At 49.9% G+C, this 25,062-nt stretch carries 16 protein-coding genes; 8 read left to right on the top strand and 8 right to left on the bottom strand.

Going from position 1 to position 25,062, the window contains the following annotated elements:
* Positions 1 to 9: 9 nt before the first annotated feature.
* Entirely contained in the window at positions 10 to 1,392 is a 1,383-nt protein-coding gene (locus tag CK911_RS08315; protein WP_068977888.1) for a DASS family sodium-coupled anion symporter, read from the bottom strand.
* 161 nt (positions 1,393 to 1,553) lie between these two features.
* On the bottom strand, positions 1,554 to 1,988 hold the full coding sequence (gene trxC, locus CK911_RS08310) for a thioredoxin TrxC (protein ID WP_098969613.1): 435 nt from the start codon (positions 1,986 to 1,988) through the stop codon (positions 1,554 to 1,556).
* A 174-nt stretch (positions 1,989 to 2,162) separates the two neighbouring features.
* Here trxC and CK911_RS08305 point away from each other — a divergent pair, with 174 nt between their 5' ends.
* The 3 genes from CK911_RS08305 (at position 2,163) to CK911_RS08295 (ending at position 8,618) form a co-directional block, all read left to right on the top strand.
* On the top strand, positions 2,163 to 4,967 hold the full coding sequence (locus tag CK911_RS08305) for a response regulator (RefSeq protein WP_098969612.1): 2,805 nt from the start codon (positions 2,163 to 2,165) through the stop codon (positions 4,965 to 4,967).
* Between the two features lie 166 nt (positions 4,968 to 5,133).
* Positions 5,134 to 6,870 carry an ABC transporter transmembrane domain-containing protein gene (locus CK911_RS08300; protein ID WP_098969611.1) on the top strand — a complete coding sequence of 579 codons (1,737 nt, stop codon included), beginning with the start codon at positions 5,134 to 5,136 and terminating at the stop codon, positions 6,868 to 6,870.
* Positions 6,867 to 8,618 (top strand): ABC transporter transmembrane domain-containing protein, encoded by a 1,752-nt coding sequence (locus CK911_RS08295; protein WP_098969610.1) that lies wholly within the window; start codon positions 6,867 to 6,869, stop codon positions 8,616 to 8,618. The genes CK911_RS08300 and CK911_RS08295 overlap by 4 nt, the downstream gene beginning before the upstream one ends.
* A gap of 118 nt (positions 8,619 to 8,736) precedes the next feature.
* Here the strand turns inward: CK911_RS08295 and CK911_RS08290 are convergent, their stop codons facing one another.
* Positions 8,737 to 10,332 carry a methyl-accepting chemotaxis protein gene (locus CK911_RS08290; protein WP_098969609.1) on the bottom strand — a complete coding sequence of 532 codons (1,596 nt, stop codon included), beginning with the start codon at positions 10,330 to 10,332 and terminating at the stop codon, positions 8,737 to 8,739.
* Between the two features lie 254 nt (positions 10,333 to 10,586).
* Between CK911_RS08290 and hutW the strand changes: the two genes are divergently transcribed.
* Complete coding sequence (hutW, locus tag CK911_RS08285) at positions 10,587 to 11,948, top strand: heme anaerobic degradation radical SAM methyltransferase ChuW/HutW (RefSeq protein ID WP_098969608.1); 1,362 nt, start codon at positions 10,587 to 10,589, stop codon at positions 11,946 to 11,948.
* Positions 11,949 to 12,047: 99 nt separating this feature from the next.
* Here the strand turns inward: hutW and CK911_RS08280 are convergent, their stop codons facing one another.
* Together CK911_RS08280 and CK911_RS08275 are read right to left on the bottom strand one after the other, a co-directional pair.
* On the bottom strand, positions 12,048 to 13,433 hold the full coding sequence (locus tag CK911_RS08280; RefSeq protein WP_042019238.1) for a DEAD/DEAH box helicase: 1,386 nt from the start codon (positions 13,431 to 13,433) through the stop codon (positions 12,048 to 12,050).
* Positions 13,434 to 13,612: 179 nt separating this feature from the next.
* On the bottom strand, positions 13,613 to 14,089 hold the full coding sequence (locus CK911_RS08275; RefSeq protein WP_098969607.1) for a glutathione peroxidase: 477 nt from the start codon (positions 14,087 to 14,089) through the stop codon (positions 13,613 to 13,615).
* Between the two features lie 429 nt (positions 14,090 to 14,518).
* On the opposite strand from CK911_RS08275, the gene CK911_RS08270 reads away from it, so the two are divergent.
* From CK911_RS08270 to CK911_RS08255, 4 genes are read left to right on the top strand one after another with little or no spacing between them, the layout of a single operon-like run.
* A complete protein-coding gene (locus CK911_RS08270; protein ID WP_098969606.1) occupies positions 14,519 to 15,946 on the top strand; it encodes an integrase in 1,428 nt (475 codons plus the stop codon).
* Between the two features lie 15 nt (positions 15,947 to 15,961).
* Complete coding sequence (locus CK911_RS21170) at positions 15,962 to 17,737, top strand: hypothetical protein (RefSeq protein WP_157774545.1); 1,776 nt, start codon at positions 15,962 to 15,964, stop codon at positions 17,735 to 17,737.
* Positions 17,738 to 17,746: 9 nt separating this feature from the next.
* Entirely contained in the window at positions 17,747 to 19,771 is a 2,025-nt protein-coding gene (locus CK911_RS21165; RefSeq protein ID WP_157774544.1) for a hypothetical protein, read from the top strand.
* Entirely contained in the window at positions 19,768 to 20,295 is a 528-nt protein-coding gene (locus CK911_RS08255; RefSeq protein WP_098969603.1) for a hypothetical protein, read from the top strand. The genes CK911_RS21165 and CK911_RS08255 overlap by 4 nt, the downstream gene beginning before the upstream one ends.
* Positions 20,296 to 20,435: 140 nt before the next feature.
* On the opposite strand, the gene CK911_RS08250 is transcribed toward CK911_RS08255, so the two are convergent.
* The 3 genes from CK911_RS08250 to CK911_RS08240 form a co-directional block, all read right to left on the bottom strand.
* Positions 20,436 to 22,613: an AAA family ATPase gene (locus CK911_RS08250; RefSeq protein WP_098969602.1), complete on the bottom strand. Its 2,178-nt coding sequence runs from the start codon at positions 22,611 to 22,613 to the stop codon at positions 20,436 to 20,438.
* A 133-nt stretch (positions 22,614 to 22,746) separates the two neighbouring features.
* Positions 22,747 to 23,766, bottom strand: coding sequence for a hypothetical protein (locus CK911_RS08245; RefSeq protein ID WP_098969601.1), 1,020 nt, complete (start codon positions 23,764 to 23,766; stop codon positions 22,747 to 22,749).
* Positions 23,763 to 25,016: a hypothetical protein gene (locus CK911_RS08240; protein ID WP_098969600.1), complete on the bottom strand. Its 1,254-nt coding sequence runs from the start codon at positions 25,014 to 25,016 to the stop codon at positions 23,763 to 23,765. Before CK911_RS08240 ends, CK911_RS08245 begins: the two co-directional genes overlap by 4 nt.
* Positions 25,017 to 25,062 lie beyond the last annotated feature (46 nt).

Here is a 25,062-nt window from a genome sequence, read left to right as displayed (position 1 = left end):
AACAGGTGATCAGAGGATATCACCGACAAAATAGGCCAGCAGTGCGAGCAACACGGTAAAGACTACGTTGAGGGCCATACCGGCTTTCATCATCTCTTTCTGGCGAATATGGCCGCTGGCAAAGACGATGGCATTGGGTGGCGTGGCGACCGGCAACATAAAAGCGCAGGAGGCACCGATAGCGATCAATACCGCCATCACGATGGGGGAGACTCCTAGCGCCTCGGCCACACCGGCGAACAGCGGGATCAGCAGGGCAGCGGTGGCAGTGTTGGAGACCAGTTCAGTCAAAAACACCACGAAGGCCGCCAGCATCAGCAGGATCACGAAGATATTGGCATGGGAGAGCACGGCCGACAGGTGTGCAGCCAGAAAGGCGCTGGTGCCAGTGGCTTTGAGTATGGCGCTTAGGGTCAAGCCGCCGCCAAACAGCATCAGTACTCCCCAGTCGGTGTTCTGGTTGACGTCGTCCCAACTGGCGACGCGGCTGACCACGATGGCAATGATGGCGCCCATGGCAATCAAGGTGTCGAGTTGTGGGATGCCGCCAAAGGCGTTAGAGATGGGCTGCGAGCCGATCCACAGCACCACTGTGGTCAGGAAGATAGCCAGGGTGACTTTGCGCTCGCGGGTCCAGCTGATGGTGACATCCTGGATCTCGACGCGGTGGTTGAGCTGCGGGCGGGTCACCAGATAGAGCAGGGCAATGCCGCAGGGCATCAGGATCAGCACCACCGGAATACCGAACTTCATCCAGTCGGTGAAGCCGATCCCCATCTGGGCGGCAGCGATGGCGTTGGGCGGGCTGCCCACCAGGGTGCCGATGCCACCGATACTGGCGCTGTAGGCGATCCCCAGCAGTACGAATACGAAGGTTGCGCGATCTTTTTTGCTATCGAGGCGAGCCAGCATACCGATAGCCAGTGGCAGCATCATGGCGGTGGTGGCGGTGTTGCTGATCCACATCGACATGGCGGCAGTAATGGTAAAGAGCAGGATGACGCCCCAACCCAGATGGCCATTGGCCATGTGCATCACTTTGCCTGCCATCAGGGTATCCAGTCCCTGTTTGGAGAGGGCGGCCGCGAGGGCGAAACCGCCAAAAAACAGGAACAGGATCGGGTTGGCAAAGTCGGTGAGGGATTTGCTCATGTCAAACACCCCGAGCACGGTGGCAAGCAGGGGCACCAGCAGGGCGGTGATGGTGACGTGCAGCGCTTCGGTCAGCCAGAGGATGGCGATAAAGACCAGAATGCCCAGCCCCTTGTTGACCATGGGATCAAACGGGAGCCAGGCCAGCATGGCACAAAGTAGCAGGACATCCAGGATGACGATCCCTGATTTGATGTCCAGCCAGCGAGATGGTGCAGAGGGTACAGCCGATGTGTGCATAATGTTCTCTCGGTTAATTTATGGTTGTTTTTGTGTTGCCGAGGTTACATCTGTTCACCTGTTTGAAACAGGTTGCATTACTCAAAATCAGTCACGACTCACAGAGTGATTGATAAAAATGCGCGAAATTAAACATGAATAAAACATATGCGCAGCATAAATCAAACATCAATGAACTGTTCCAACCACTGCTTGAACATACTCTTGGGAAGCGAACCGTTTATCTGATCCACGATGTTGCCCTGCTTGAATACTATCAAGGTGGGAATGCTGCGAATGGCGTAACGGGTTGCAATGGCGGCCTGCTGCTCGGTATCTACTTTGACAAAGCGCATTCGGGGCTCTAACTCGTGCGCCACCTCATGAAATACCGGTGCAAACTGCTGGCAGGGGCCGCACCAGCTGGCCCAGAAATCGACCACTACCGGAATATCGGAGTTGATCAGGGTATCAAATTGATCTGATCGTCCAAGGATTGGGGTCTGGCTGAACACCGGCGCCTTGCAATGGCCGCATTTGGCTGATGTGTCGATATGGGTGACAGGCAGGCGGTTTCTGGTAAAGCAGTGGCTACAATAAGTAGTGATAAATGACATAATTGGCTCCTTCAAGATCGGCTCTGGCCGCAGATATGATGGGGGGCAGAATGAAACAACAGCAAGGTTACAGTGAAATAACGGTAACACAGTGGCCGGCGGGAGTGGATAATTCCCCAGGGTTTATCGCCCAACCGGATAATTCAGCGACCACCAGATGAGAGCCGAGACGGGATGAAAAAAGGATCACGGAAGAACCGTGTTGTGGCAGTGCTGATCACAGCCTTGTTGCTCGCTTTTTCAGGTTACTGCTGGCAGTTGCTCAGTCAACAACAGCAGGTGAAGGAGCTCAATAGCACGGCAGAGGTGGTGCTAAACAGGATCAACGCCGATACCGTCTATCTGCTTGGGCGGGAGCAGGCCAACGACAGTAATATCCAGCAGCGCCTCGGCCAGTTATCCATCATCCTTGACGGCTTTGTTCGCCACATCCGCAGCGATCCTGCCGCTGAGCAAGACCCTTTGTCGCAAGCGCTGCTGGCGGATATGGATGTTTATCTGATGGAGTTGTCCAAACTCCACGCCATGGAGATGGCCATTGAATATCTCGAGTCGCCACTGCAGGCCCAGGCGATCAAAATGCGCGAGATCACTCAGTCAGACAGCGCACTACAACGCGATGTAGCTGAGCTGGTACAGCTGACCAACTATTTGCAGCGTAGCTGGGATAAAAATGAGCAACAGCAGCTGGCGCTGCTGCAACAACAGCTGCAATCCCGTTATGGTAGTGAGCCGGGGGTTACCGCGCTGATCCGCCTGAGTAAGGACATGAGCCAGCAGGTGGTCGCGTATCACACCCTACGTTATCGGCTCATCGACATGCATGTGGTTGATAGTCTTATCAGCTGGAAGACCGACAAGCTGGAGCGCGCCACCGCCTTGATGAATCGCTTCTATCTGATGGTGTTGGGCGGTGCGTTAATCTGCTTTGGTCTGGTCGCTTATACCCTGTGGCGCCGTAATCATAAGCTGAGTGAATTGTCGCGCCATACGGGCCTGCTGGCCCAGGCCAAGAGCGATTTTCTGGCCAACATGAGCCACGAGATCCGCACTCCCATGAACGCCATCATTGGCTTCAGTTCGCTGGCACTGCAGACCGAACTGGATCAGCAACAACGGGACTATCTGGGCAAGATCAAATCCTCCTCCGACACCTTGCTGCTGCTTATCAATGACATCCTTGATCTGACCAAGGTGGAGTCCGGCAAGCTGACCCTCGAAGAGATCGACTTCGATCTCAGCGAGCAGCTCGATTCTCTGGCGGGCATGTTTGCCGATCTGGCAGAGCGCAAACATGTGGAGGTGATCATTCGCAAGTCGCCGGAGGTGCCGGTCTTCTTGCGTGGGGATCCCCTGCGGCTGGGACAGGTGCTGGTCAACCTTGTTAACAATGCCATCAAGTTTACCGAGCGTGGTGAGGTCGAAGTCTCCATCCAGCTGGTCAATGCTCATCCGATGAGGGTCAGCTTCAGTGTGCGGGATACCGGAATTGGTATTGCCGAGGAGAAACAGACTCAGTTGTTTCAGGCCTTTACCCAGCTGGAGGCGGGCAATACCCGTAAATATGGTGGTTCTGGTTTGGGGCTCAATATCTCCCAGCGCCTGGTGGAACTGATGGGGGGGAAAATCACCGTACAGAGCAAATCCGGCGTTGGTTCGCGGTTTCAGTTTGATATTCCGATGGCAACGGCGGCGTATGGTGTATCCGGGCACCGGGTATTCTTTGAGCACCAGCCGCTAGTGATGGTGATGGATGACAATGAGCTGGTATTGGATCTCGCCCGTGACATCCTGACGCGTGCCGGAGTGCGGGTATTGCCAGTCAACAGCCTTTCTCGTGCCCGTCAGGTGTTATGGGAAGAGGGGCAAAACCTGCGTCTGGCGATTCTCGACTGGCGCATGGGCCAGGAAGACGGGCTCGATCTGGCACTGGAGATGTATCAGCATAGCTTGTGGCGGCAGATCCCTATCCTGATGATCAGTGCCTGGGCGAGGGAAGGGTTGCACGCCAGAATGGACAGTATGGGGTTGACCCATTTTCTGTCCAAACCGATGACCGAAAATGGGTTATTGGCCAAGGTGGATGAGGTGCTCAACGGCAGCTCCTACGATCAGCATCTGCGCAAGGCGGAGGTGCAGGGGGATCAACAGCATTTTAAATCCTTGTTGCAAGGTACCCGGGTGTTGCTGGCCGAAGATAATCGGGTCAATCAACAGCTGATCATGGAGTATCTGCGTCGGGTTGATGCAAAGGTCTGTGTGGTGAGTAATGGTCGGGAAGCAGTAGAGCGGGTTGCGGAGCAACCTTTTGATGTGATCCTGATGGATCTGCAGATGCCGGTGCTGGATGGTCTCGATGCCACGCGCCAGATCCGCAAAATGGTCGACAAGCACGATGTGCCCATTATTGCCCTCACCGCCAGCGCTATGCCTGGCGATAAGGATCGTTGTCTGGGTGTTGGGATGAATGGCTATGTCACCAAACCGGTGAGCAAGCTGGAACTCTATAACAACTTGCTACAGTGGGTAAAACCACAAGACTTTGCACGGACTGGACTGGTGGAGGTCAGGCCACCCGATCAGATGGATATCCTCGATTTGCAGGAGGCCCTCAAACGGTTGGAGCAGGACAAGGAGGCGTTGCAGATCCTGTTCAAGTTGTTCATGTCGGAGCATAAGGACGATCTGTGGGAGATCCGCTCCGCTTTGCGCAGTCAGCAACCCGAGGTGGCCAGCAAGTTGTTGCATACCCTCAAGGGGGTGTCGGCTAACATCTCAGCGGTTCGCTTGCAGATGGTCAGCGGAGATTTGGAGTGGCGTTTAAGGCAAAAAGAGGTGCTGAACGAGGTGGATCTGGAGCAGTTGCAATACGTATTTGGTCAGACGCGGGAAGAGGTGTCGCACTTTTTGCTCACAGGTGAGCAGCATGATAATTCGCATAATCCCTATTCATCAGGGGATGATCACATGTCACAGTGAATTAAATAGTAATTATTCTCAACCATGCCGGTTCAGGATATGATGAGCTTTCATTCTAATCGCCTCCAGTTGGAGGCGATTGTTTTCATTTTTCTCAGTTTGCGTGGCTTGCCTGGCGGCTGCTCTGACGAGTGGTCACCGACAGATAACGCTAAAGGTTGGTGGTGTGAGCGTTTTTTTACGATTGAGCTGGTTTTTCAAGGAGCAGTGGCCTCGCTATCTGGCCGCCATCTCCCTGCTGCTGATGGTGGCCCTGTTGACGGTGATCCCCCCTAAAGTGGTGGGCTGGGTGGTGGATGGCATCACCAGGGGAGAGCTCGATAATGGCACTTTGATGCGTTATCTGGCGGGGTTGTTTGGTCTTGGCCTGCTGATTTATCTGCTGCGTTACGTCTGGCGGGTGATGCTGTTTGGCGCTTCATACCGGCTGGCCTATGTCTTGCGTAATCGGCTGTTCAGCCATTTCACCCGCATGAGCCCCGATTTTTATCAGCGCCACCGTACCGGCGATCTGATGGCCCATGCTACCAACGATATTCAGGCGGTTGAGATGACTGCCGGTGAAGGGGTGCTGACGCTGGTGGACTCCATCATGGTCGGGGTGCTGGTGCTCTCCATCATGTGCAGCCAGTACTCCTGGCAATTGACGCTGCTCTCGTTGTTACCGCTGCCGGTGATGGCCTATTTCATGAACCGTTTCGGCACTCAGATCTACACCCAGTTCAAGGCGGCGCAGGGGACTTTTTCCAAGCTCAACAACAAGACCCAGGAAGCCCTTTCCGGCGTGCGGGTGCTCAAATCCTACGCGGTCGAGTCCCTTGAAGATGAAGGCTTTGCCGAGCTGACAAGGCAGGCCGGGGATCGCAACATGGCGGTAGCCCGTATCGATGCCAAGTTTGATCCGGTTATCTATCTCTGTATCGGTTGCTCTTACTTTCTTGCGGTGGCGGGGGGGAGTGCGCTGGTATTGCAAGATGAACTGACCCTGGGGCAGCTCACCAGCTTCACCATGTATCTTGGCCAGCTGATTTGGCCGATGTTTGCCATCGCCTGGTTGTTCAACATCATCGAACGGGGCAGTGCTGCCTATTCCCGCATCGAGAGCCTGCTTGGCGAACGCAGCGACATTGAAGAACCTGCTCATCCAACGGCGTTTATTGCAGCGTTTCCCCTTCATGTCGAGGCGGTGAGCTATCGGCTGGAGCAACGCACCCTGCTGCAGGATGTGGATTTTACCCTGCAACGGAACGGTATGCTCGGGGTGGTGGGACGCACCGGTGCTGGCAAGAGCACCTTGCTCAAGCTGTTGATGCGCCTTGCCAATCCCACAGCGGGCCAGATAGTGATGGGTGGCGTGACTATTGAGCAGCTGTCGTTGGGGGTATTGCGTAGCCAGTTTGCCTATGTGCCGCAAGAGCCGTTCCTGTTCTCAACCACCATTGCGGCTAACATCGCTCTTGGCAAACCACAGGCCAGTCGTGAGGAGGTCGAACGGGTGGCGCGTATCGCCAGTGTCCATGATGATATCGTGCGTTTCCCCAAGGGGTATGAAACCGAGGTGGGGGAGAAGGGCGTCACCCTCTCCGGTGGTCAGAAACAGCGGCTCGCCATTGCCCGCGCCCTGCTGCTGGAGGTACCGATCCTGGTACTTGATGATGCGCTGTCAGCGGTAGATGCTCACACCGAGCAGCAGATCCTTCATGCGCTGAAGGCCCATGATCGCACTTTGATCCTGATTAGCCACCGGATGACGGCGGTGGAACAGGCCGACGAGATATTGGTATTGGATCAAGGGATGATCAGTGAGCGGGGTAGTCATCAGGAGCTGATTGCACATGATGGCTGGTATGCTGACATGGTGCGCTACCAGCGTCTGGAGCAAGACGTGGAGGAGAGCCTGTGAACCCGACTATCAAACGGCTGCTGGGGTACTGTGCCCGTTATCCGCGTTGGCTGATCCAAGCTGGCATCTGCCTGCTACTGGCAACGGGCGCTGAAGTGGCAGGGCCACTGCTGATCAAGGCCTTCATCGATGACTATCTGGCACCGCGCAATATTGTGTGGCCAGCCATCGGCGCGATTGCTGCCGGTTATCTGGCCTTGCAGGTACTCTCTGCGGCGGGTTTCTATTTGCAATCACTGCGCTTTAACCGCATCGCCCAGGCGGTGGTGCAGACCTTGCGCGAGCAGGTGTTTGCTACTGCCATCCGGTTGCCGGTTCGCTATTTTGACCAGCATCGCTCGGGTTCCCTCATCTCCCGGATCACCAATGACACTGAAGCCATCATGAACCTCTATGTGCAGGTGATCGGGATGCTGGTGCAAAAGGTGGTGCTGCTGTGCGGCATTCTCATCTCAATGGCATTGCTGGATCTGCGCTTGATGCTGGTTTGTGCGACCTTGCTGCCAGCGGTAATGGCTGTGATGTGGCTTTATCAGAAGTTGAGTGTGCCGGTGGTACGAGTGACCCGTAGTTTGCTGTCCGATATCAACAGTCGCCTTAACGAGTCGCTGCAGGGAATGCCGGTGATCCAGGCGATGGTACAAGAACGTCATTTCGCCAACGCCTTTGCCGAGGTTAACCAGCAACACTGGTCGGCCCGGCTCAAGAGTCTCAAGATCAATGGCATCCTGCTACGCCCGCTGATCGACATGTTTTACATGATGGTGCTGATCGGTTTGCTGGCGTTGTTTGCCAAAGAGGGATTAAGTGCAGAAGGGGCCATTCAGGTGGGGGTGCTTTATGCCTTTATCAGCTATCTGGGGCGGATGATCGAGCCCTTGATCGAGATGACCAACCAGCTCAACCAGCTGCAGCAGGCGATGGTGGCGGGGGAGCGGGTGTTTGCCCTGCTCGATGAGCCGCGTGAAAGTACCGATGGCGCGCATCAGGAACTGCAAGGACGGGTTTGCTTTGATAAGGTGACTTTTTCCTATGATGGTCAGCAACAGGTGTTGCGACAGGTCAGTTTTGCTGCGCGACCCGGTCAGATGTTGGCGCTGGTGGGCCATACCGGCAGCGGCAAGTCCACCATCATCAGTCTGCTGATGGGCTTCTATCCGCTAGACCAAGGAGCGATCCGTTTTGATGATCACTCGCTAGAGACGCTATCGTTGGCCGCGGTGCGCCGCACTATCGGACTGGTGCAGCAAGATCCCTTTATCTTCGTCGGTACTCTGGCGGAGAACCTGCGTCTTGGCCGCGCTGGCATCGATGAGGGGCGGCTTTGGCAAGCACTGAGCGAGGTACAGCTGGCCGAGTTTGTTCGCAGCTTGCCGGAGGGGATCAACACCCTGATGGAGGAGGGGGGCAAGAACCTCTCCGCCGGTCAGCGTCAGTTGCTCTCGTTCGCCCGCGCGCTGGTGGGAGATCCGCGCATCCTCATCCTGGACGAAGCAACCGCCAGTGTGGACTCCCAGACCGAGCTGGCGCTGTCACAGGCGATCTCTGCGGCGCGTCGTGGCCGCACCACCATCGCCATCGCTCACCGACTTTCGACCATTGTCGATGCGGACGAGATCCTGCTGCTCTCCCGCGGTCAGGTGAACGAGCGGGGCTGCCACAGTGAACTGATGGCTCTTGGCGGTCATTATGCCCAGCTGTTCGAGATGCAGAGCCAGGGGGCATGGCTTGAGGAAAAACGGGCTTAAGCCGTCAGCATGGCCGATGACTGATCTCACATAGAGCCAACATGTGATCGGTCAATCTGATAAGTGAAAAATCCGATACCTGTACAGGTATCGGATTTTTTTTGCTGAGCCGCAGCGATCACCAACGGTAGGTTTTAAGCAGCGCCTCCAGTTTCTGGCACTGCTCTACCAGCTGGATGCTGGCGAGATTGGCATCATGGGCCTGGCCCAGAGTGTCGTTGGAGGTGCTGCGAATATCGCTCACCGAGCTGTCCACCTCATGGCAAACCCGATCCTGCTCTTCGGCCGACTGAGCCATCTGGGCGTTGAGGTCGTTGATGCTGGCAATACGTCCGATGATGTTCTGCATGGCCGCCAGGGTCGCTTCGGTCTTGCTGATGCTTTCACCGGCCTTGCTTTTTGCATCCCCGATCACCGTAACCGCGCTCTGGGCCTCTTTTTGCAGCGCGGCGATCATCCGGGATATCTCTTCGCTGGCGGCGCGGCTGCGGTTCGATAGCGCTCGTACTTCATCGGCTACCACCGCAAAGCCGCGTCCCTGTTCGCCCGCCCGGGCCGCTTCAATGGCGGCGTTCAGCGCCAGCAGGTTGGTCTGATCGGCTATCCCTTTGATCACTTCCAGCACACTGTCAACGGCGAGGCAACGGCTATCGAGCTGCTGGATCACCTGATCCACCCGATCAATTTCGGCCGACATTTCGTCCATATCGGTGATGGAGTGCTGGGCGAGCCGGCTGGTGTTGGCGGCATCCTGATTGGTGAGGGCGGAGAGTTCGGCGCTGCGGCGGGCGTGTTCGCGCACTTCGTGAGAGCTGGCGGCCAGTTCGCTCACTGCGGCGGCGACCTGAGTGGTCATCCCCTCTTGTTGGCTGGCCGAATTTTCGGTCTGGGTCGCGATCTGACGGATCTGGTTCGACTCCTGATAGAGCTGGTGGGTGGCGCCTTCCACCTCCTGCAGGCTGTGGCGGAATCCCTGCACCATGTCATTGACGGCGCGGGTCATCTGGCCCAGTTCATCCCGGCTGTGATTGACCAGGGGTAAGGCCAGGTCACGCTCTTTGGCCATCTGGATCATGGTGATTTGCAACTGACGTAGCGGGCGTTTCACATAGCGTTGCAACACCCACCAGAGCAGGCCGAAGCCGAGGCTGAAGACGGCTGCCAGGCTGCCGCTCAGGATCAGGTTGTTGTGGCGGATCTCGCCGAAGGTGTGGCTGAGGTCATAACTGATCCGCACCGCGCCCATCACTGTCCCCTCATTGACCTGATGGCAACTGGTACACTGGGTGCCGCGATACTCCTTGTAGGCTTTGAACGGCTTGATCAGGGTGAGCTGGTTGCCCTGTTGCTGGAGGATGGTCTCTCCCTGATTGATGGCCCGCTCATCGAGGGGATCCTGCGCTTTCTGATCCGGGTGACCCGGGCCAAACAGGTTGCTGACGGCCGGGGCACGGATCAGCCGGGCCTCGACAATACCTGCCTCGCTTTTGAGTTTGGTCTGCACAATCTGCCGGTTGGCCATGCCACCGGTCATCATCAGCACGTTGAGCTGATCCATGTAGGTGTTGGCCGCGCTCTCGACTTTCTCTCCCGCCAGCCGGATGGCGAGATCCCGTTGCAGCCAGGCAGAGAGTTCGAAGCAGAGGCCAAAGGTGGTGCTGATGACCAGCGCAAGAGGGAGGAATATTTTCCAGTTCAAGGAGAGGTTATGCATCTTGGGCAAGTTCCATGCGCTTGGTGTTGTTATGAGATCCCGTATCATCTTGATCGTAGACGAAGAAACGGCGGGAGATGGTTCTCTATCGGCACACCATAACCGCTCTTGAGTAAATAATCTGTTAAGTAGATCGGTAATGCATGTTGCCAAAATGGCTTCTGGGAATGGCACGGCTCCTTGGGTTGATCCAGAACAAATTGCCAGTAACGATAATCGTTATCATTGTCATTATTTACTGAATAGTGACCACCATGAATCTGACCCCCTCAATGACCGGCATTGCCTCACCGGACCCCCTTAAATTTGCCTTTAGCGCCAAGACCTCTGCTCACGCCAGTCGGGGAGGGATGCGCCCCTTCACGCTGGATGAGGCCGGTTGGCAGGGCTGGTGGCAGCGCGAGAGCGATGCGCAAGAGCGAGCCCTCTATATCCACATTCCGTTTTGCCGCAAGCGCTGCAGCTTCTGCAATTTTTTTGAAAATGGCGCCAATCCGGCGCGGATCAACCGCTACATCAATGCGCTCTGCGGGTCGCTTGCTCAGGCAGCAGAGACGCCATTAGTGCAGAGCATGGCTTTTTCGGCGGTGTATGTGGGGGGCGGTACGCCGACGGATATGAGCGCCGACGAGCTGGCGATGCTGGCCGAGGTGATCCGCCGTTTTCCGCTGGTGGCCGATGCCGAGGTGACGCTGGAGGGGCGGCTCAACGGTTTTGATGATGAAAAATGGCAGACGGCACTGGCGGGTGGCTTCAATCGATTCTCGTTCGGGGTGCAGAGCTTTGATACCCAAGTGCGCCAGCAGGCGGCCCGCTTCGATGACAGGGATACCTTGTTAACCCGTCTTGGCGAGCTGACTCGGGATGATGCGGCCGTGATCGTGGCAGACCTCATCTTCGGTCTGCCCGGTCAGGATGATGCCGTGTGGCGGCAGGACATCACGGATGTGATGGCGAGCGGCGTGCATGGGGTCGATCTCTACCAGTTGATCGCCATGCAGGGCACCAATCTTGAGCGGGCGCAGGAGAAGGGCACCCTGGGTTGGGTAGCCGACGGCCAGCAACGAGCAGCCATGTATGCCTATGGCGGAGCGCAACTGGAAGCCCATGGCTGGGAGCGCCTATCGTGCAGCCACTGGCGACGCAGTCCGACCGAGCAGAGCCGCTATAACCAGATGGCCAAGCGTGGCGCAGAGATCCTCCCTTTTGGCGCCGGGGCGGGGGGCAGTGTTCATGGTCACGGCTTGATGTATGGCCGGGAACTGGCCCCTTGGCACGATGCGCTGGCCAACGGCGAGCGGGCGCCCGGAATGGTGATGGGGCGCAATCCCAATGGGCGGATGGATGGTGTGCTAAGAGGGGCCCTCGACAGTGGTGTGCTGGCGCTGGATCGTCTGCCTGTGCCTTTGCTGACTCATCTTATGCCGCTTTTTGCTGCTTGGCAGCAGCAAGGGCTGGCTGAAATCGGTGGCGATAGACTGTTGCTGACCCTGGCTGGCCGCTTCTGGAACGTCAATATGCAGGCTGGCTTGTTCGAGTTCTTGCAGCTCAATCCGCTCGATGGCGCAGCGCCGCCCAGCCATGGCGCCGCCGCTGTGGGCCATTCACTGGTCTGATCCTGAGCTGAACAGCTGGGTGCAACTGCCACGCTGATAACGCAAGAGGGAGCCAAATTGGCTCCCTCTTGGGGTTAGAGCGGCAGCTCAGGGCGTGATTTATTCGTCACTGCTGTCCTGATAGCTGTCGCGCATGGTCTTGGGCAGGCGGCGCATCGGGGTAAAGCCGATATCTTCACCGACCACTTCCCGTTTGCGGGCTGGTGCCGGTTTTTTGGGGGCATCGCTCTTTGCTTTACCTTTGCCTGCTGCGGGTTTGCCTTTGGCATTGCTCTTGGCGTTGGCATGGCCGCGGTCACGGGGCGGGTTTTGCACCGGCTTGCTACCTGGCAGGGTTTGGCGGCTCACCTTACCGCTGGGCTCGTACCCAGCCATGATCTCCCGTGGCAGAGACTGGCCAATCAGGGCTTCGATGGCTTTTAGTTGATCCAGCTCGTCATGGCTGACCAGCGAGATGGCTTCACCACCACGACCGGCACGGCCAGTTCGGCCGATACGGTGGATATAATCCTCTGCCATTTGCGGCAGTTCGAAGTTGATCACATAAGGCAGTTGGTCGATATCGAGGCCGCGGGCGGCAATATCGGTGGCGACCAGCACCCGCACGGCGCCGCTGCGAAAATCAGCCAGTGCCCGGTTGCGGGCGCCCTGGCTCTTGTCACCGTGAATAGCCACGGTATTGAGGCCATCTTTTTGCATCTGCTGGGCGAGGCGATCGGCGATCTGCTTGGTGCGGACAAACACCAGCACCCGCTGCCAGTTGCCACGGCCAATCATATGGGAAAGCATCTCACGACGGCGTTCCCGATCGACTTCGATGATCCGCTGAGTCACCTGTTCGGCGGCGGTATTGCTCGGGTCAACCTCGATCAGGGTGGGCTCCTTGAGCAAATCATCGGCCAGCGCCTTGATCTCGTTGGAGAAAGTGGCAGAGAACAGCAGGGTTTGCCGCTCTGCAGGCAGTGCTTTCATGATCCGGCGAATGTCGACGATAAAACCCATGTCGAGCATACGGTCAGCTTCATCCAGTACCAGCACTTCCAGCTGGTTCAGGGTCAGTGCCCCTTGGGTCAGCAGGTCGAGCAAGCGGCCCGGGGTGGCGACCAGAATATCGACACCCAGCTTGATGGCGTCGAGGTTGGGTTTGATGCTGACGCCACCGTAGGCGATCAGGGTACGAAACGGCAGGTGGTGGGCATATTTGGTGATGCTCTCACCCACCTGGGCGGCCAGCTCGCGCGTCGGAGTGAGCACCAGCGCACGCACCTGACGGCGGCTACGCCCGTGGTTGACCAGCAGTCGCTGCAACATCGGCAGGGTGAAACCGGCCGTTTTGCCTGTGCCTGTCTGAGCGCCGCCGAGCACATCCTGACCGGCCAGAATAGCCGGAATTGCTTGCTGCTGGATGGGGGTTGGCTGCTCGTAACCCAGCTCCTTGACGGCCCGCAAAATGTGCGGGGACAGACCCAGTTCGTTAAATGACATGTTCGAGAGACACTCCTGAGGTGAGCCTTGGGCTCAATGGGTGATCGGCAGCGTTGCACCAATCACCATCTGGAAAAGATAGTGGGGCCGTAATATAGCAGAAGAGCGGCCTGCACGCAGTAGCTGTCGTGCTGGCCGCCATACAATGGTGTAAATATGGCGAAAACAGGGTCGGGGGATCAGAGCATCTCGCGGATCTGTTCGGTCAGACTCTCGGGTTTGGCTTGGGGGGCGAATCTGTCCACCACATTGCCCTCCTGATCGATCAGGAATTTGGTGAAGTTCCATTTGACATTTTCCAGCCCCAAAAATCCCGGTTTCTGCTTTTTAAGCCACTGGTAGAAGGGGTGGGCATGCTCGCCGTTGACATCGCACTTGGCCATGATGGGAAAGCTGACCGGATAGTCGAGTGAGCAGAAACGGGCGATATCGTCCGCATCCCCCGGCTCCTGATTGCCGAACTGGTTGCAGGGGAAGCCCAGGATCACCAATCCCTTGGGCCCAAGCTCCTGATAGAGCGCTTCAAGACCGGTGTATTGCGGGGTAAATCCACAGCGACTGGCCACATTGACCACCAGTATCACCTTGCCGGCCAGCTGAGTCAGCGGATAGGGGGTGTCATCCAGTTGTTGCAAAGTCAGATCAGGCAGGGACATGACATTATCCTTTTGTTGGTTGTCAGCATAAGAGAGGGGGAACAGGGCTACTGCTACGGTATCGGTTGGCTCTTGCTGCGGCAAGACTCGCCGGTGATGGCACCTGCTCATTGCGGGTAATATCACACTTTCGTCAGCCAATACGGCAAGGGGAGGGGCGGGATCACACTCATCTGGAAAAATCAGATAGCCATCAATGAAATAGCGTATTGATGGCGGGACTTCTCAAGAGAAGCAAACCGGTTTGTACCTTGGCCGGTAAGCCGCTACAAAGCGCCCTCTCTCCACTCATTGTGAGCCTGTCTTGGTACCCCCACACTGGGCATATTGGAATTTACCTCCACACTAAGCACATCTCGAAAAAATTGTCTAATATGTTATCCGTGAGGAGATTTACTCTTTAGCTCCAATGTCATCAAGGAGACTGATATGCCCGTCCGCTACATAGAAGTTGGTGACATGGCTATCGACGCTACTCCAAACTTCAATGTCAACGAAGATGGTGAAATCTACATAGATTGGGTTCAAAACGGGACTTTAATCAAAGACATGATTTTACTGTTTGATTCGCAAGATCGGCCCATCAACGCAGCCAATGAATATCTGATCCACTGCAAGTCCGTCAATAAGACTCAAGATGTGCGCAGTATTGCTAAAGGACTGATGCATTTTTTCTCATTTTTGGAAATGAGTGGATTACGTTGGGATCTTATGCCGCGCCCGAAAAATCAACGTCCGCTTTATCGCTTCCGCGATTATCTACAAGCTCTACATGACGAAATAGAGCCGAATACCGGGAGGCGTCGACTTGCAAGCTCAACGGCTAAGAGCTATCGAGGTGCTGCTGTCGGTATGTATGTTTATTGGCTGGGTTATGGCAAGCTTTTTCAGCGAGACCCTTGTCGATTCTATGAAGCCAGAATTCCTGATGAAAGGATGCTCGGACATATAAACCGGTACATCAAGGTGCAGATGACAGACCTGAAGATAACAGCACACGACAAAGTGAAGGGCATGCAGCTTCCCAACCATTTGCGACCACTACTCAAGGAGCAACGTCCTGAGTTGCAATCACTGCGAGCTGTGCTTTTGGCTAGTCGGGGTTATGCACAAGTTCAAGGGACATATGTCATAAAGACAATTTCCATTGAAACGAGAATTGCTGTGCTGCTGGCTCTGTACACCGGTATGCGTCGTTTAGAAGTGTTGACATTTAGTAGTGAAAGAGTAAGGAAACCACATCAGGGGGAAACGTCGATAGTTGTTATGATTGGCCCAAGTAATTGTTGCAAAACAAAGGGAGGGGAGTCTGGCGAAATAAAAATTCCTGCATGGCTTATGGAACAACTCACGATTTATAAGCAAAGTAAGCGCTATCAACAGCGCTTAGCAAGGTTCATAGCACAAACACACGATCCATTTCTCTGCCGCTACCCTCCATTGTTACTTAATAATCAAGGTAATCCTTATAACGAAAACTCACTTAATGCACGTTGGGGGGAAATTCGTAATGCGATACATATCGATCATGGTATATCTGATTTTTCCCATAAGTTTCATAATTTACGCTCAACCTATGCAACTTATCTGACAATAGCTCTACTACAACTTACTTATTCCAGTAATCATGCAGAACGTCCTAATGAACCTGTATTAACCAGAGACCAAGTCGAGGCGGAAGTGCAAGCTAGGCTACGTCATTCATCGCCCCAAACGACAGCATTATATGTGAAATTCTGGGAGGACCATGTGTTGGGGCGGCAATCAGATCGAGTGTACCAAGAGGGATTAGACAAGATTTATGGGGACGACTTTTCGATTGGTGTATGGGGTGATTTGCTCTTGAATAAAATTTAACTAGGAAAGCGCCAGATGGAAAAAATAAAACGAGCAACGTTGAGTCAACCAATACCTCATCCTACTGGGCCATCAGATAATATAGTCCAATTAGAGCCAGAGCATCTGGTGTTACGTGTTAAGCATACCAATAAAAGAGAGGGCGAGCTGAAGCCAATTTATGTTTACCGTGCACTATATCACGGGGTGCCGTTTATCGGAAACATAGAAGATAAAACCATTGTTTATATGGACCGTCTACCATTACTACGAAATATATATGAATGGTTAGTGGAGGTGAATCATCGTAATGGAAGTACTGCGTATGCTTATTTCAACTCTCTCGTTCTTTTCTTCCGCTATTGTGATACTAAATTGTATAAGGCTGAGCTATTAGAGTCTAGCATCACTGCTTATGCTCAGTATATTAGAGATATGGTGTGTACAAAGCCAAGGTCAATCAGCGTATACCGGAATGCTGCTACAGTATTTTCTGCCTTTCTGACATGGGCCGGGCATGATAATCTCGCTGCGTTGCTGCCACAAGTAACACGGAATAATGGGTACGGAAGCAGGACCATGGCCTATTCCGATATAGAACAGATTGGAGTGTCTCGTGATTTATTTCGGGTATTCAATGTTCTTGCTAGTCGGTTGAAAACGGGGGAGCCTATAACGTGTCCATTTGAAAAATCAGTTGCACGTTGGGATGTTACACCTTCTAATCGCACTGCTTGGTACAACAAGCTAACCATAACAGCTTTATTTTTAACTGCAAATTTTGTTGGTGATAATAGGACACCACTACGCCAATTACGGCGTAGTGACGTTGTAGGACGGCCTCTTCATTTTGATAAGACGATAAATCTTTATCGATTGGTCACAGCAAAAGGTCGACAGGGAAATCAAAAAAATTCGTGGGATCTAGGTTTCACTTTACGAGGTCGGGAGTTTTTTTATGCTTACTTGAGTTGTCTGGAATTACTGAATTTACCGGAAGATGCATATTTATTTCCTCATCTCATAGATGGAAAGTATACCGGTGCTTTATGCGATTTTGATATACAAGGATATACTGAGTGGTTTGTTGAAGTCTGTCCACATGGGATTCGGCCTTTAATTGGGCGTTTTCGTCAAAGTAAGAGTGATGGATTGATAGCTGATACTAATTCAATTTCTATTGTTGCAGAGGGGTTAAACAACCTTCCAATGACAGTGGCAAGGCACTATATGAATGGCAATCCTCACAATAATAGAAATCGTATTGGGTCGGCGGCCGAAGCGCTAGAGCTGACCGCGAGGGGAGCCTCCATTGAAGAGGCAAGAAATACAGTTGAAATAAAATATGGTAAGCCACTTCGCGTGATGGATCTTATAAAAAAAGGGGAGCCGGAACCAGTGAAAACTGATTTAGGAACTCGTTGTCAAAAACCTTTTTCAGATAAAGCCCTGAGACTTAAACGTGAGCTAGTGAAAGGGGCTTTACTAGCAGAAGAAGAGTCTATTACGTGCTTCAAATTTCTGGACTGTTTCGAATGTGAATATAGAGCACTAGTTGCTGAGGTGGATGATATTTGGTGTATGCTCAGTTTCCATGAAAGTTTATTGGAGGCTCTCCAGCACCCAACAATTAACCATAATTTACCTGTGGCTAAAATTCGAGATGTCATAAATAAAATTCAAGTTATGTTGGCTGGCGTTGAACGCGACTATCTCGATGTGTACACAGGAGCAGTAAATAAACTCCATGAGCAAGCTCACCCTCTCTGGGATGATGAAGACTCTATAGCCGATTTTTACAGTATTTGGTGAGGGGTTGGAATGGAACCAAAATTTAAAGTAAGCAATGGGACCATGGATGTTATCGCACCACAATATATTAAGTTGGTTGTTGATAACAAAGATGAGATGCAACTATCTAAAGTCGTAGTTAGTTATGATATTGAAGGGCTGCCGTTAAGTTATTTGACTGACGATGAATGGGATTTTAGTGCATATATAAGGACAAAGTCCAATGCAAGTCAGAAAAGAGCAATATGGCGTTGGAGTTCTTTTCCTGATGCTTTTAGACTACCAGTGCAACGTTTGATGTATATTCATCTTTTTGAATTTCGTCGCACATCAAGTACAGGTTTGAGTGGGCTTTCATGTATATTTCGGTCTTGGTCTGTTCTTGTTCAACTTTGTCAGAAGTATGGGATTCCTAACTTATCCGCATTAGACCAGCTAGGAATGCAACGTAAGTTATTAACTGCGTTGTCAGAAAGAAAAGCTGCTTTTGGAACGGTTAAAATATATCTTTTTTCCCTTGGTCTAGCACACCGTTATGGGTTTACCAGCTTTTACATTGCAAACTATAGTCAACTTGCGAAAAAACTTTCTAACTTAGCCAAAGGGGATATGCAAACGTTGGTGATCCCGCAACCTATTGCAGTTAAAATATACTCTTATGCTATTAGTCGACTTGAACAATGGCATGAGCAACGCAATATGCTTGCGAGTTTTTTCAGAGAATATCTTGACATGATAGAGAGAAAGGCTTTACCAAATGAGTTTACTACATTTTTCTCTCGTACAGGTTTTATCAATCCAGTAATAGCATCCAATAACAAAGCGCCTGGTTTGCGATCAATCTCGACGCTATATAATGACATTCTTGCCTGTTGTGGTGCTGTCATTGGTGCGGTCAGTGGTATGCGAAACGGTGAATGGTACGAGTTGGATGCTGGTTCATATCAGGAGGAAACGTTCAAAGGGATTACCCATAGTCTGTTGGTTGGTAAGACTAGTAAACTTAATAATGGTATCCCATTACGCCATGCTTGGGTCACAGCGCCAGTGGCAAGGCTCTCAATAGAAGTACTTGCAGCGGTGTCGGCTCCAAGACGTGCACGATTGTTGGTTCAAGCTAATGCTTTAAGGCTGTCTGGGCAATTAGCTGCTGCTACATATTTGACACAGCAGGCCACTTCTCTATTTCTCGCTCTTGGCACAGAAGGTAAAAGTACAATGGTGTCTGGTGTAAGCCTTAATCGTGGATTACAGCGTTTAGTCGCCAGTGTGCCTAACAAGGATGGAACACAAGGAGCATTTCTGCGAAAAGAGCATCTGGACGAATTTAGGTTATTGAACCGTCAGTGGAGTGGACCGCTGCCTTTAGATCAGCTGTGGCCTCTTACTACCCACCAGTTCCGTCGTACATTCGCAGTTTTCCTACTACGTAATGGGTTTGGTTCTTTCCTACAAGTGAAGCAACAGTTTGCTCATCTAAATCTTAGCATGTCTATGTGGTATGGACGCAACGCGGAGATAGCTACGACATTTGATATGGAACAAGATGTGGACATCCAAGTTGAATTGTCAGAAATGAATGCACTCTTGATGATAGATATTGCAGAGAAAATTTATCTATCTGATGAGCCTATTTCTGGCCGTGCGGGACTTAATATAAGAGAGCAGATTTCTCTTGGTAATAGATTATTCGATAGCCGAGATGAAATTGAGGCGGCCGTGAGAAGTGGAGACTTAACTATAATTGATAATGGACATAGTTTATGTCTAAATCCAAGTTGTGAGATCCTCTCATGTGTCATTGATCCTGTAATAAATTCGGTTCTTTGCAGCCATAATGTGATCATGGAAAAACACGCAAAACAGCGTGTGGCTTTGCGTGAGCGCCTAATTAAACGCCACAAAAATGCTGTTGAGATGAATATAAACCAACCTAATTTAATGGCTAAAACTTTAGTGGGTATTCGTGCCTGTGAAAAGGTTATGGCTGATCATGGCATTGATTATGAACCTTATGGCGCTTTAATCAACATTACAATCCAGGGGGGAGTATGAAGACTAAGATTGGTAAGACGGAGATCCAACTAGCAATATTTGCAGAGGCTCTTGAACGTTTGATTAAAGGCGAGGGAAAACATGTCGTGACGGGTACAAAGCTGTCTATGGCTCAACTAGCAAAGGAGTCAGGAGTTGGGAGTGGAACAATTTACTACAAGCCATATTATGAATTTCGTGTTAGAGCTATAGAGCTGATGGCAGAGTACAACTCTGGACTTAATGTAAAGCATGGTGGTGTGGTTTCTAATAAAGTAGAGCTACAGACCTTGCGTGACGACCGTGACAAGGAAAAGAGGCTTAAAGAGGAATATAGAGATACTTGCGGTGAGCTTAGAACTCAAGTCAAGCGTCTCTGTGCTGAGCGTGGTGCCGTTGAGCACGCGCTGTATGAAGCAACTATACGTATAGCAGAGCTAGAGCAGAGTTTCGAGAAAATAACTGGTAAGCATCTAGATGAATATTTTTCAGGAAATAATGAGCAGGTTGTTTTACTACCAAGAAATCTTCAATTAATAAAGTGATGTAGAAGTTTTTGACTGTGATTCCATGCAAAAAGATAAGAATGGAATCAATATTGATTCCATTCTTTTGGGTAATGCTCCCATATACCATAAATATGGTGTGCATCTCTTTGTAATTATTATCAGTTAGTGTGGTGACATTATCGTAATTGGCAAACAGAGTGATATAAATTGACTAAGTGGTGAACGGAAAGATCCATTAGCGGCTCATACATAAATGAGTTAATATGGATGTTTTCAGGCGTCATCAGTATGACCTGACCTAAAGTGTTTTTGATTTCTCGTATTATAGGTGAGGGCGAAGCACAAAACTCTGAGACATAGCGATCATAAAGTTTACCGGTTTGAACCCCACGAATAGGTGATTTATCAGATATCTTAGACCATATGAATGCCTCAGCTTTCAGCCGAATAGCAATTGATAATGTAACCTTATTCTCTAGCCTTATTTCATCAATAACAGGATCTGCACACAGAGTGTCGGCTGTTTCATAAATGAAATCAATTACAAGTTGTTGTTTATTAATTGCAGCGTTGAATGCAGTATTGTTAATTGATGATGAAATTATATTTTCTAAGTCTGATAGATGTAAGGTCTCTGTGTTTTCTTTTATATGTAAAAGTGATGTGAGTAACATGTAGCCATCAGAAGTTGTACCCTCCTTATATTCAATCAAGTTTCTAACAAATGGAATCATAGCGACAATCATTGCAGGGTTATTCGAAAACTTAGTTCTCCACACATCAAAAGGACTAGATACATAGTTGTCTCCACCGTTTAATAATGATATAGACCGATCTTGTTCTTTCTGGGCAATATAAGAAGTGGATCTTTTTGAACGTTCAGTTAAAACTCTACTTTGAAATGTTCGATAGAAGTCAAAGTTATGTGTTAGTACTAACATCCGGAACAAGTCTTCTTCTGCTATTTCTTTAAGGTATTCAATAATTGCATATTTATTCTTGTAATCAAAGGAATCTGCTATGTCGTCAACAATAATGACAGTTCTCTGGCCACTTGCTTGTCTAGCTTTAAATTCAAAAATTACATAAAGCAGGTACATAGCTCTGCGTTCACCAATAGAAAGAACATCCAGTGATGTTAGTTGTCCTCGATCAAATTGTACTATATCCCCAGCATCATTAGTAAACTTAAATACAATGTTTGGTGCTGTTGTCCCCAATATTGTATTGCGATGATCTTCAATATCTAATGAAAATGGGACATGGAATCTTTCTTTAAATGTTTCGACAGCTTCATACCATAGAGTCTCTTCTAGTTTAGCTTCGTTCTCTATGCTTTCGAGCTCTTTCTTATTGGCATCAAATAGTGATAGTAAATTATCAAATTGTTCCTTTTTTTCATTATAATAAGTACACCAGATTACTTTTTTTAAATTATCAATATCTGATAACTCAACGGCTAACTCTGGATGCTGTTCAAGAATCGATTGAAATGTTTTTACAGAAGCTACACCAGTTAATAATTTCTGGTTTATTTTTTTCAGCCTGGCATCTGCAAGTAGTTCTCTTTCTTCACTTGCGAATATTTCATTGAATACATCATAGCTATCAACTATGCCATCTCGTCCATTCAAAATAACCTTGTGGTCTGCTTCAAAGAAGCTTTCTTTTTTTAGTGACGATGAAATTGTGGCCGCTTTAGATGGAGTAAATACTCCTGTCTTAAATAGGCTAGAGCTTGAAACCAACTCATTATATCGATTTATATATTCTTCGACACACTCAATGATATCCTTATCTTTGAGTAAGGTTATTACTTTATCATCAAAAATTTGTTGATATTGCAAGTCTTTATAATTGTCATTAGCTAGCTCATTAGATTGCAGCCATCTTACAGCTTCAAAAATATCATTGCATCCGATATCCGAGCAAAGAATTGAGTCAATGTCATCCTTCTTAACCTTTGAAATCTTATTGAGCTCAATAATTAATGATTTTTTTGCTTCGAAGATGGACTTATACAATAAGTCGTAACGTGTTTTCTTTTCCGTATTGACTAGCAACGTAGATAAATTTTTGGCATCAAAAGATGGATTGAATGGTTCGATTACTAGGATTTCATCACTTTTAATAGCGTCACCATCAATCATTACCGTATAACTAGGTTCTAAATTGTATAGTTTTTCTTGTGGTTCCTTTCCAATAGATAACTGGAAAAAAGTATTTGACAATGAGGTTTTCATTATACCATTTGGTGCATAAATTAGATTCGCTCTAGCTTGAGTAAAATCAAATTCGTGAGACAAACTACTAATGCCATAGCAATTGGTTAATGCAACCGTTAATATGTTCAATTACATCTCCTTTAATTTATTTGAAATTTAATGTGCAGTTATTCCCGTCTTATTGGTCTGACATGCTGTTTTTAATATATTAAAGATAAAAAGGGGAAGCTATAGTTAATAGCCTCCCATTATATTGGACGTCTTAAATGAGAACATTTTTCCGGTCAATATCACAAAAATCAGCAAGAACTCCAATTATTGACTGACAGGTGATCGGCAATTGAGAAGGCGCGGTTATATTAGTTGAAAATGCAGCTGTTTCAAAAGCCAATGCAAGTTCGAATAAACCAGAGCTAGCAGAATTTTTAGAAAAATATTCAGCTAAAAGATCGGCCTTTACATTTGCAGCTTGTGCTTGCAGCTCATGCTGTAGCATTTGTGACAAACCAGGTTGAGCTGCAACACTTTCGACCAAGGCTGCGGCCATACGACCAACATTCTCCGTAAATGCTTGGCCTGACACCCCATATCTGATACCGCGTTCTATAATTTGGCGCCTTTGTTCTTGAGCTGTGGTTAAAAGCTCTCTCAAGATAAAGTCGATTGCTATCAGGAGGTGTGAACAAGACGCATAAAGTAGTCGCCATGTTTCAATTCCTGATACCGTTTGGGATAAAAGGTAATTGATATCTTCAAGCCAAGCATTACAACCATCGAAGTTGAGAGAATGAAGTAAGCGAGATTTGCTCATTTCATAGCGACCTCGCCAGTCTCCACCTAGGCGTCCCAATGAACCAGCATCCATTTCAGCAAGGAACTCCTCCTCACTGATGCGACTCATATGGCTTCTTGGGCTTTTTGTTAAACGAGATAAGAACTTCCCATCCAATACTTTGACATTATGTTTTAATCCAAACTCACTTACATCTGGTCTAGTGTCAGTAGTGGCAACAATACAGGAATCTAATTCTAAAACTGTTTGTAACCCCTTCGCCCAGAAAATGCGTTCAAGAGCCTGTGGTGTTCTTTTATTTTTTATATCGACGCAAACACGTTCTCTACTTAGTGGAGAGTTACGTGCATAAAGCCAAAGATCCACGTCAGTCACATCAAATCGGTTGTAGGTAAACTTTGCTCCACGCACTACGTAATAACCAATGCTGAGAAAGTAATTGCGAAGAGCCTCCTCGGCCGCTGCGCCTTTAAGTGGTTGCTCCGTCATATTTTCAACCCACCAGTTCTAATCTCTTGTAATAGGTTTCGGGTGTTCAGTTTAACCGCTTCTGAAGCATTTTTTCTTTGAATCTCTCGATTTGCTTCTGGTGCAACGTACTCTGTGACTCTAGCTCCTGGAAGATGGGTGACACTTTCCGTAGTGATGTCACCTTCTTGAATGACTGTCAACGCAAGACGACCTACTTCAGGCTTGAGGAGCTTCATGGTGAACATACCATTTTTATCTGGTGACACGGCTACTACGCCTTTGAGTTCAAGAGCTTGGTAATCGTTGCCAATAGCCGTAGCTGGCCCAACACTATGTCCATTTATTAGCTTTTCCATCAGTCTGGAAATCATCTGAATTCGCCCACGATAGTAACTACTGATGGTCATGCCATATGTTAGTGATGCGACCAAGGCCTTCGCCAAATCTAGTGCGTCGTCAGCAATTGAACCGCTAAATTTTGAGAATGCAGCTGGCCGTGTTACGAAATGATTTTTTCCCTGATCGTTGCCAACGACACTAACATCAAAAAGGCCAATTGAGTGCAGTCTGGCAAAGAGTTCTTGACCAAGCATTTTTACCACTGTTGGTAACGGCAAGCAGCCAGTTGATTGCAACCTGTCATTCACTTCTTGAAGCAAAGTAGCTTCGGCTGGTTTGATGGATGAAATAACCCCATTTACCTTGCGAGCTTCATCTCGTCGGAATAAATTGCCATTAAACAGTAGTTTTTCATCACTTGAGATAGGTTCAGAATCAAAAAAACCAATTGTTCCAGCAAGACTCAATGCTGCCTTGGTGTCTTTCGTTGAAAGTTTAAACTGATCTGAAAGCAACTCTATAGCTACTTTATCTGTAGTTGGATTCTCCGAGGCTATCTCGGAAATATGAATAACCGCATCTTCATGAGCTTCGTGTTGGCATTCATCAAAGATTCGAGCGGTGTGTTCGAGGACACCATACCCTGTTAATCCTAGAACCTCGATCCCCCCTTTACCTGGCATTACTAGACGTTGGCGAGTGAGCTCCTCAATAATGGCGGGCATCTCTGTTTTAGGGCTAATATTGTTGGCTCGAGCAAGGGCGTCTAGCCGCTTTTGGATGACAATGCCCTGTTGCTCTGCCGAAATCGCTGATAGTAGTGTGCCTGTTTTCCCTGCGAACGCGATTGCATCGAAATCTTGGCTGGTTGTTACCTGTAGTTTACGGCAGTGGTGTAACAGCCATGCACCTTGTGTTTTCTTGTCCATATGAATCCTTTTTTTGGTGGGGCCATGACCGCTCGGCTAAACACAA

Source organism: Aeromonas sp. CU5 (assembly GCF_002586745.1).
GTDB classification, from domain to species: Bacteria; Pseudomonadota; Gammaproteobacteria; order Enterobacterales; family Aeromonadaceae; genus Aeromonas; species Aeromonas sobria.
Note: the sequence above shows the minus strand (reverse complement) of the source record. Positions and strands in the feature narration are given on the sequence as shown.

Coding starts and splice junctions, on each gene's coding strand:
- CK911_RS21165 (WP_157774544.1), top strand. CDS start 17,747: ATGGAACCAAAATTTAAAGTAAGCAATGGGACCATGGATGTTATCGCA.
- CK911_RS08315 (WP_068977888.1), bottom strand. CDS start 1,392: ATGCACACATCGGCTGTACCCTCTGCACCATCTCGCTGGCTGGACATC.
- hutW (WP_098969608.1), top strand. CDS start 10,587: ATGAATCTGACCCCCTCAATGACCGGCATTGCCTCACCGGACCCCCTT.
- CK911_RS08305 (WP_098969612.1), top strand. CDS start 2,163: ATGAAAAAAGGATCACGGAAGAACCGTGTTGTGGCAGTGCTGATCACA.
- CK911_RS08255 (WP_098969603.1), top strand. CDS start 19,768: ATGAAGACTAAGATTGGTAAGACGGAGATCCAACTAGCAATATTTGCA.
- CK911_RS08290 (WP_098969609.1), bottom strand. CDS start 10,332: ATGCATAACCTCTCCTTGAACTGGAAAATATTCCTCCCTCTTGCGCTG.
- CK911_RS08270 (WP_098969606.1), top strand. CDS start 14,519: ATGCCCGTCCGCTACATAGAAGTTGGTGACATGGCTATCGACGCTACT.
- trxC (WP_098969613.1), bottom strand. CDS start 1,988: ATGTCATTTATCACTACTTATTGTAGCCACTGCTTTACCAGAAACCGC.
- CK911_RS08240 (WP_098969600.1), bottom strand. CDS start 25,016: ATGGACAAGAAAACACAAGGTGCATGGCTGTTACACCACTGCCGTAAA.
- CK911_RS08245 (WP_098969601.1), bottom strand. CDS start 23,766: ATGACGGAGCAACCACTTAAAGGCGCAGCGGCCGAGGAGGCTCTTCGC.
- CK911_RS21170 (WP_157774545.1), top strand. CDS start 15,962: ATGGAAAAAATAAAACGAGCAACGTTGAGTCAACCAATACCTCATCCT.
- CK911_RS08275 (WP_098969607.1), bottom strand. CDS start 14,089: ATGTCCCTGCCTGATCTGACTTTGCAACAACTGGATGACACCCCCTAT.
- CK911_RS08280 (WP_042019238.1), bottom strand. CDS start 13,433: ATGTCATTTAACGAACTGGGTCTGTCCCCGCACATTTTGCGGGCCGTC.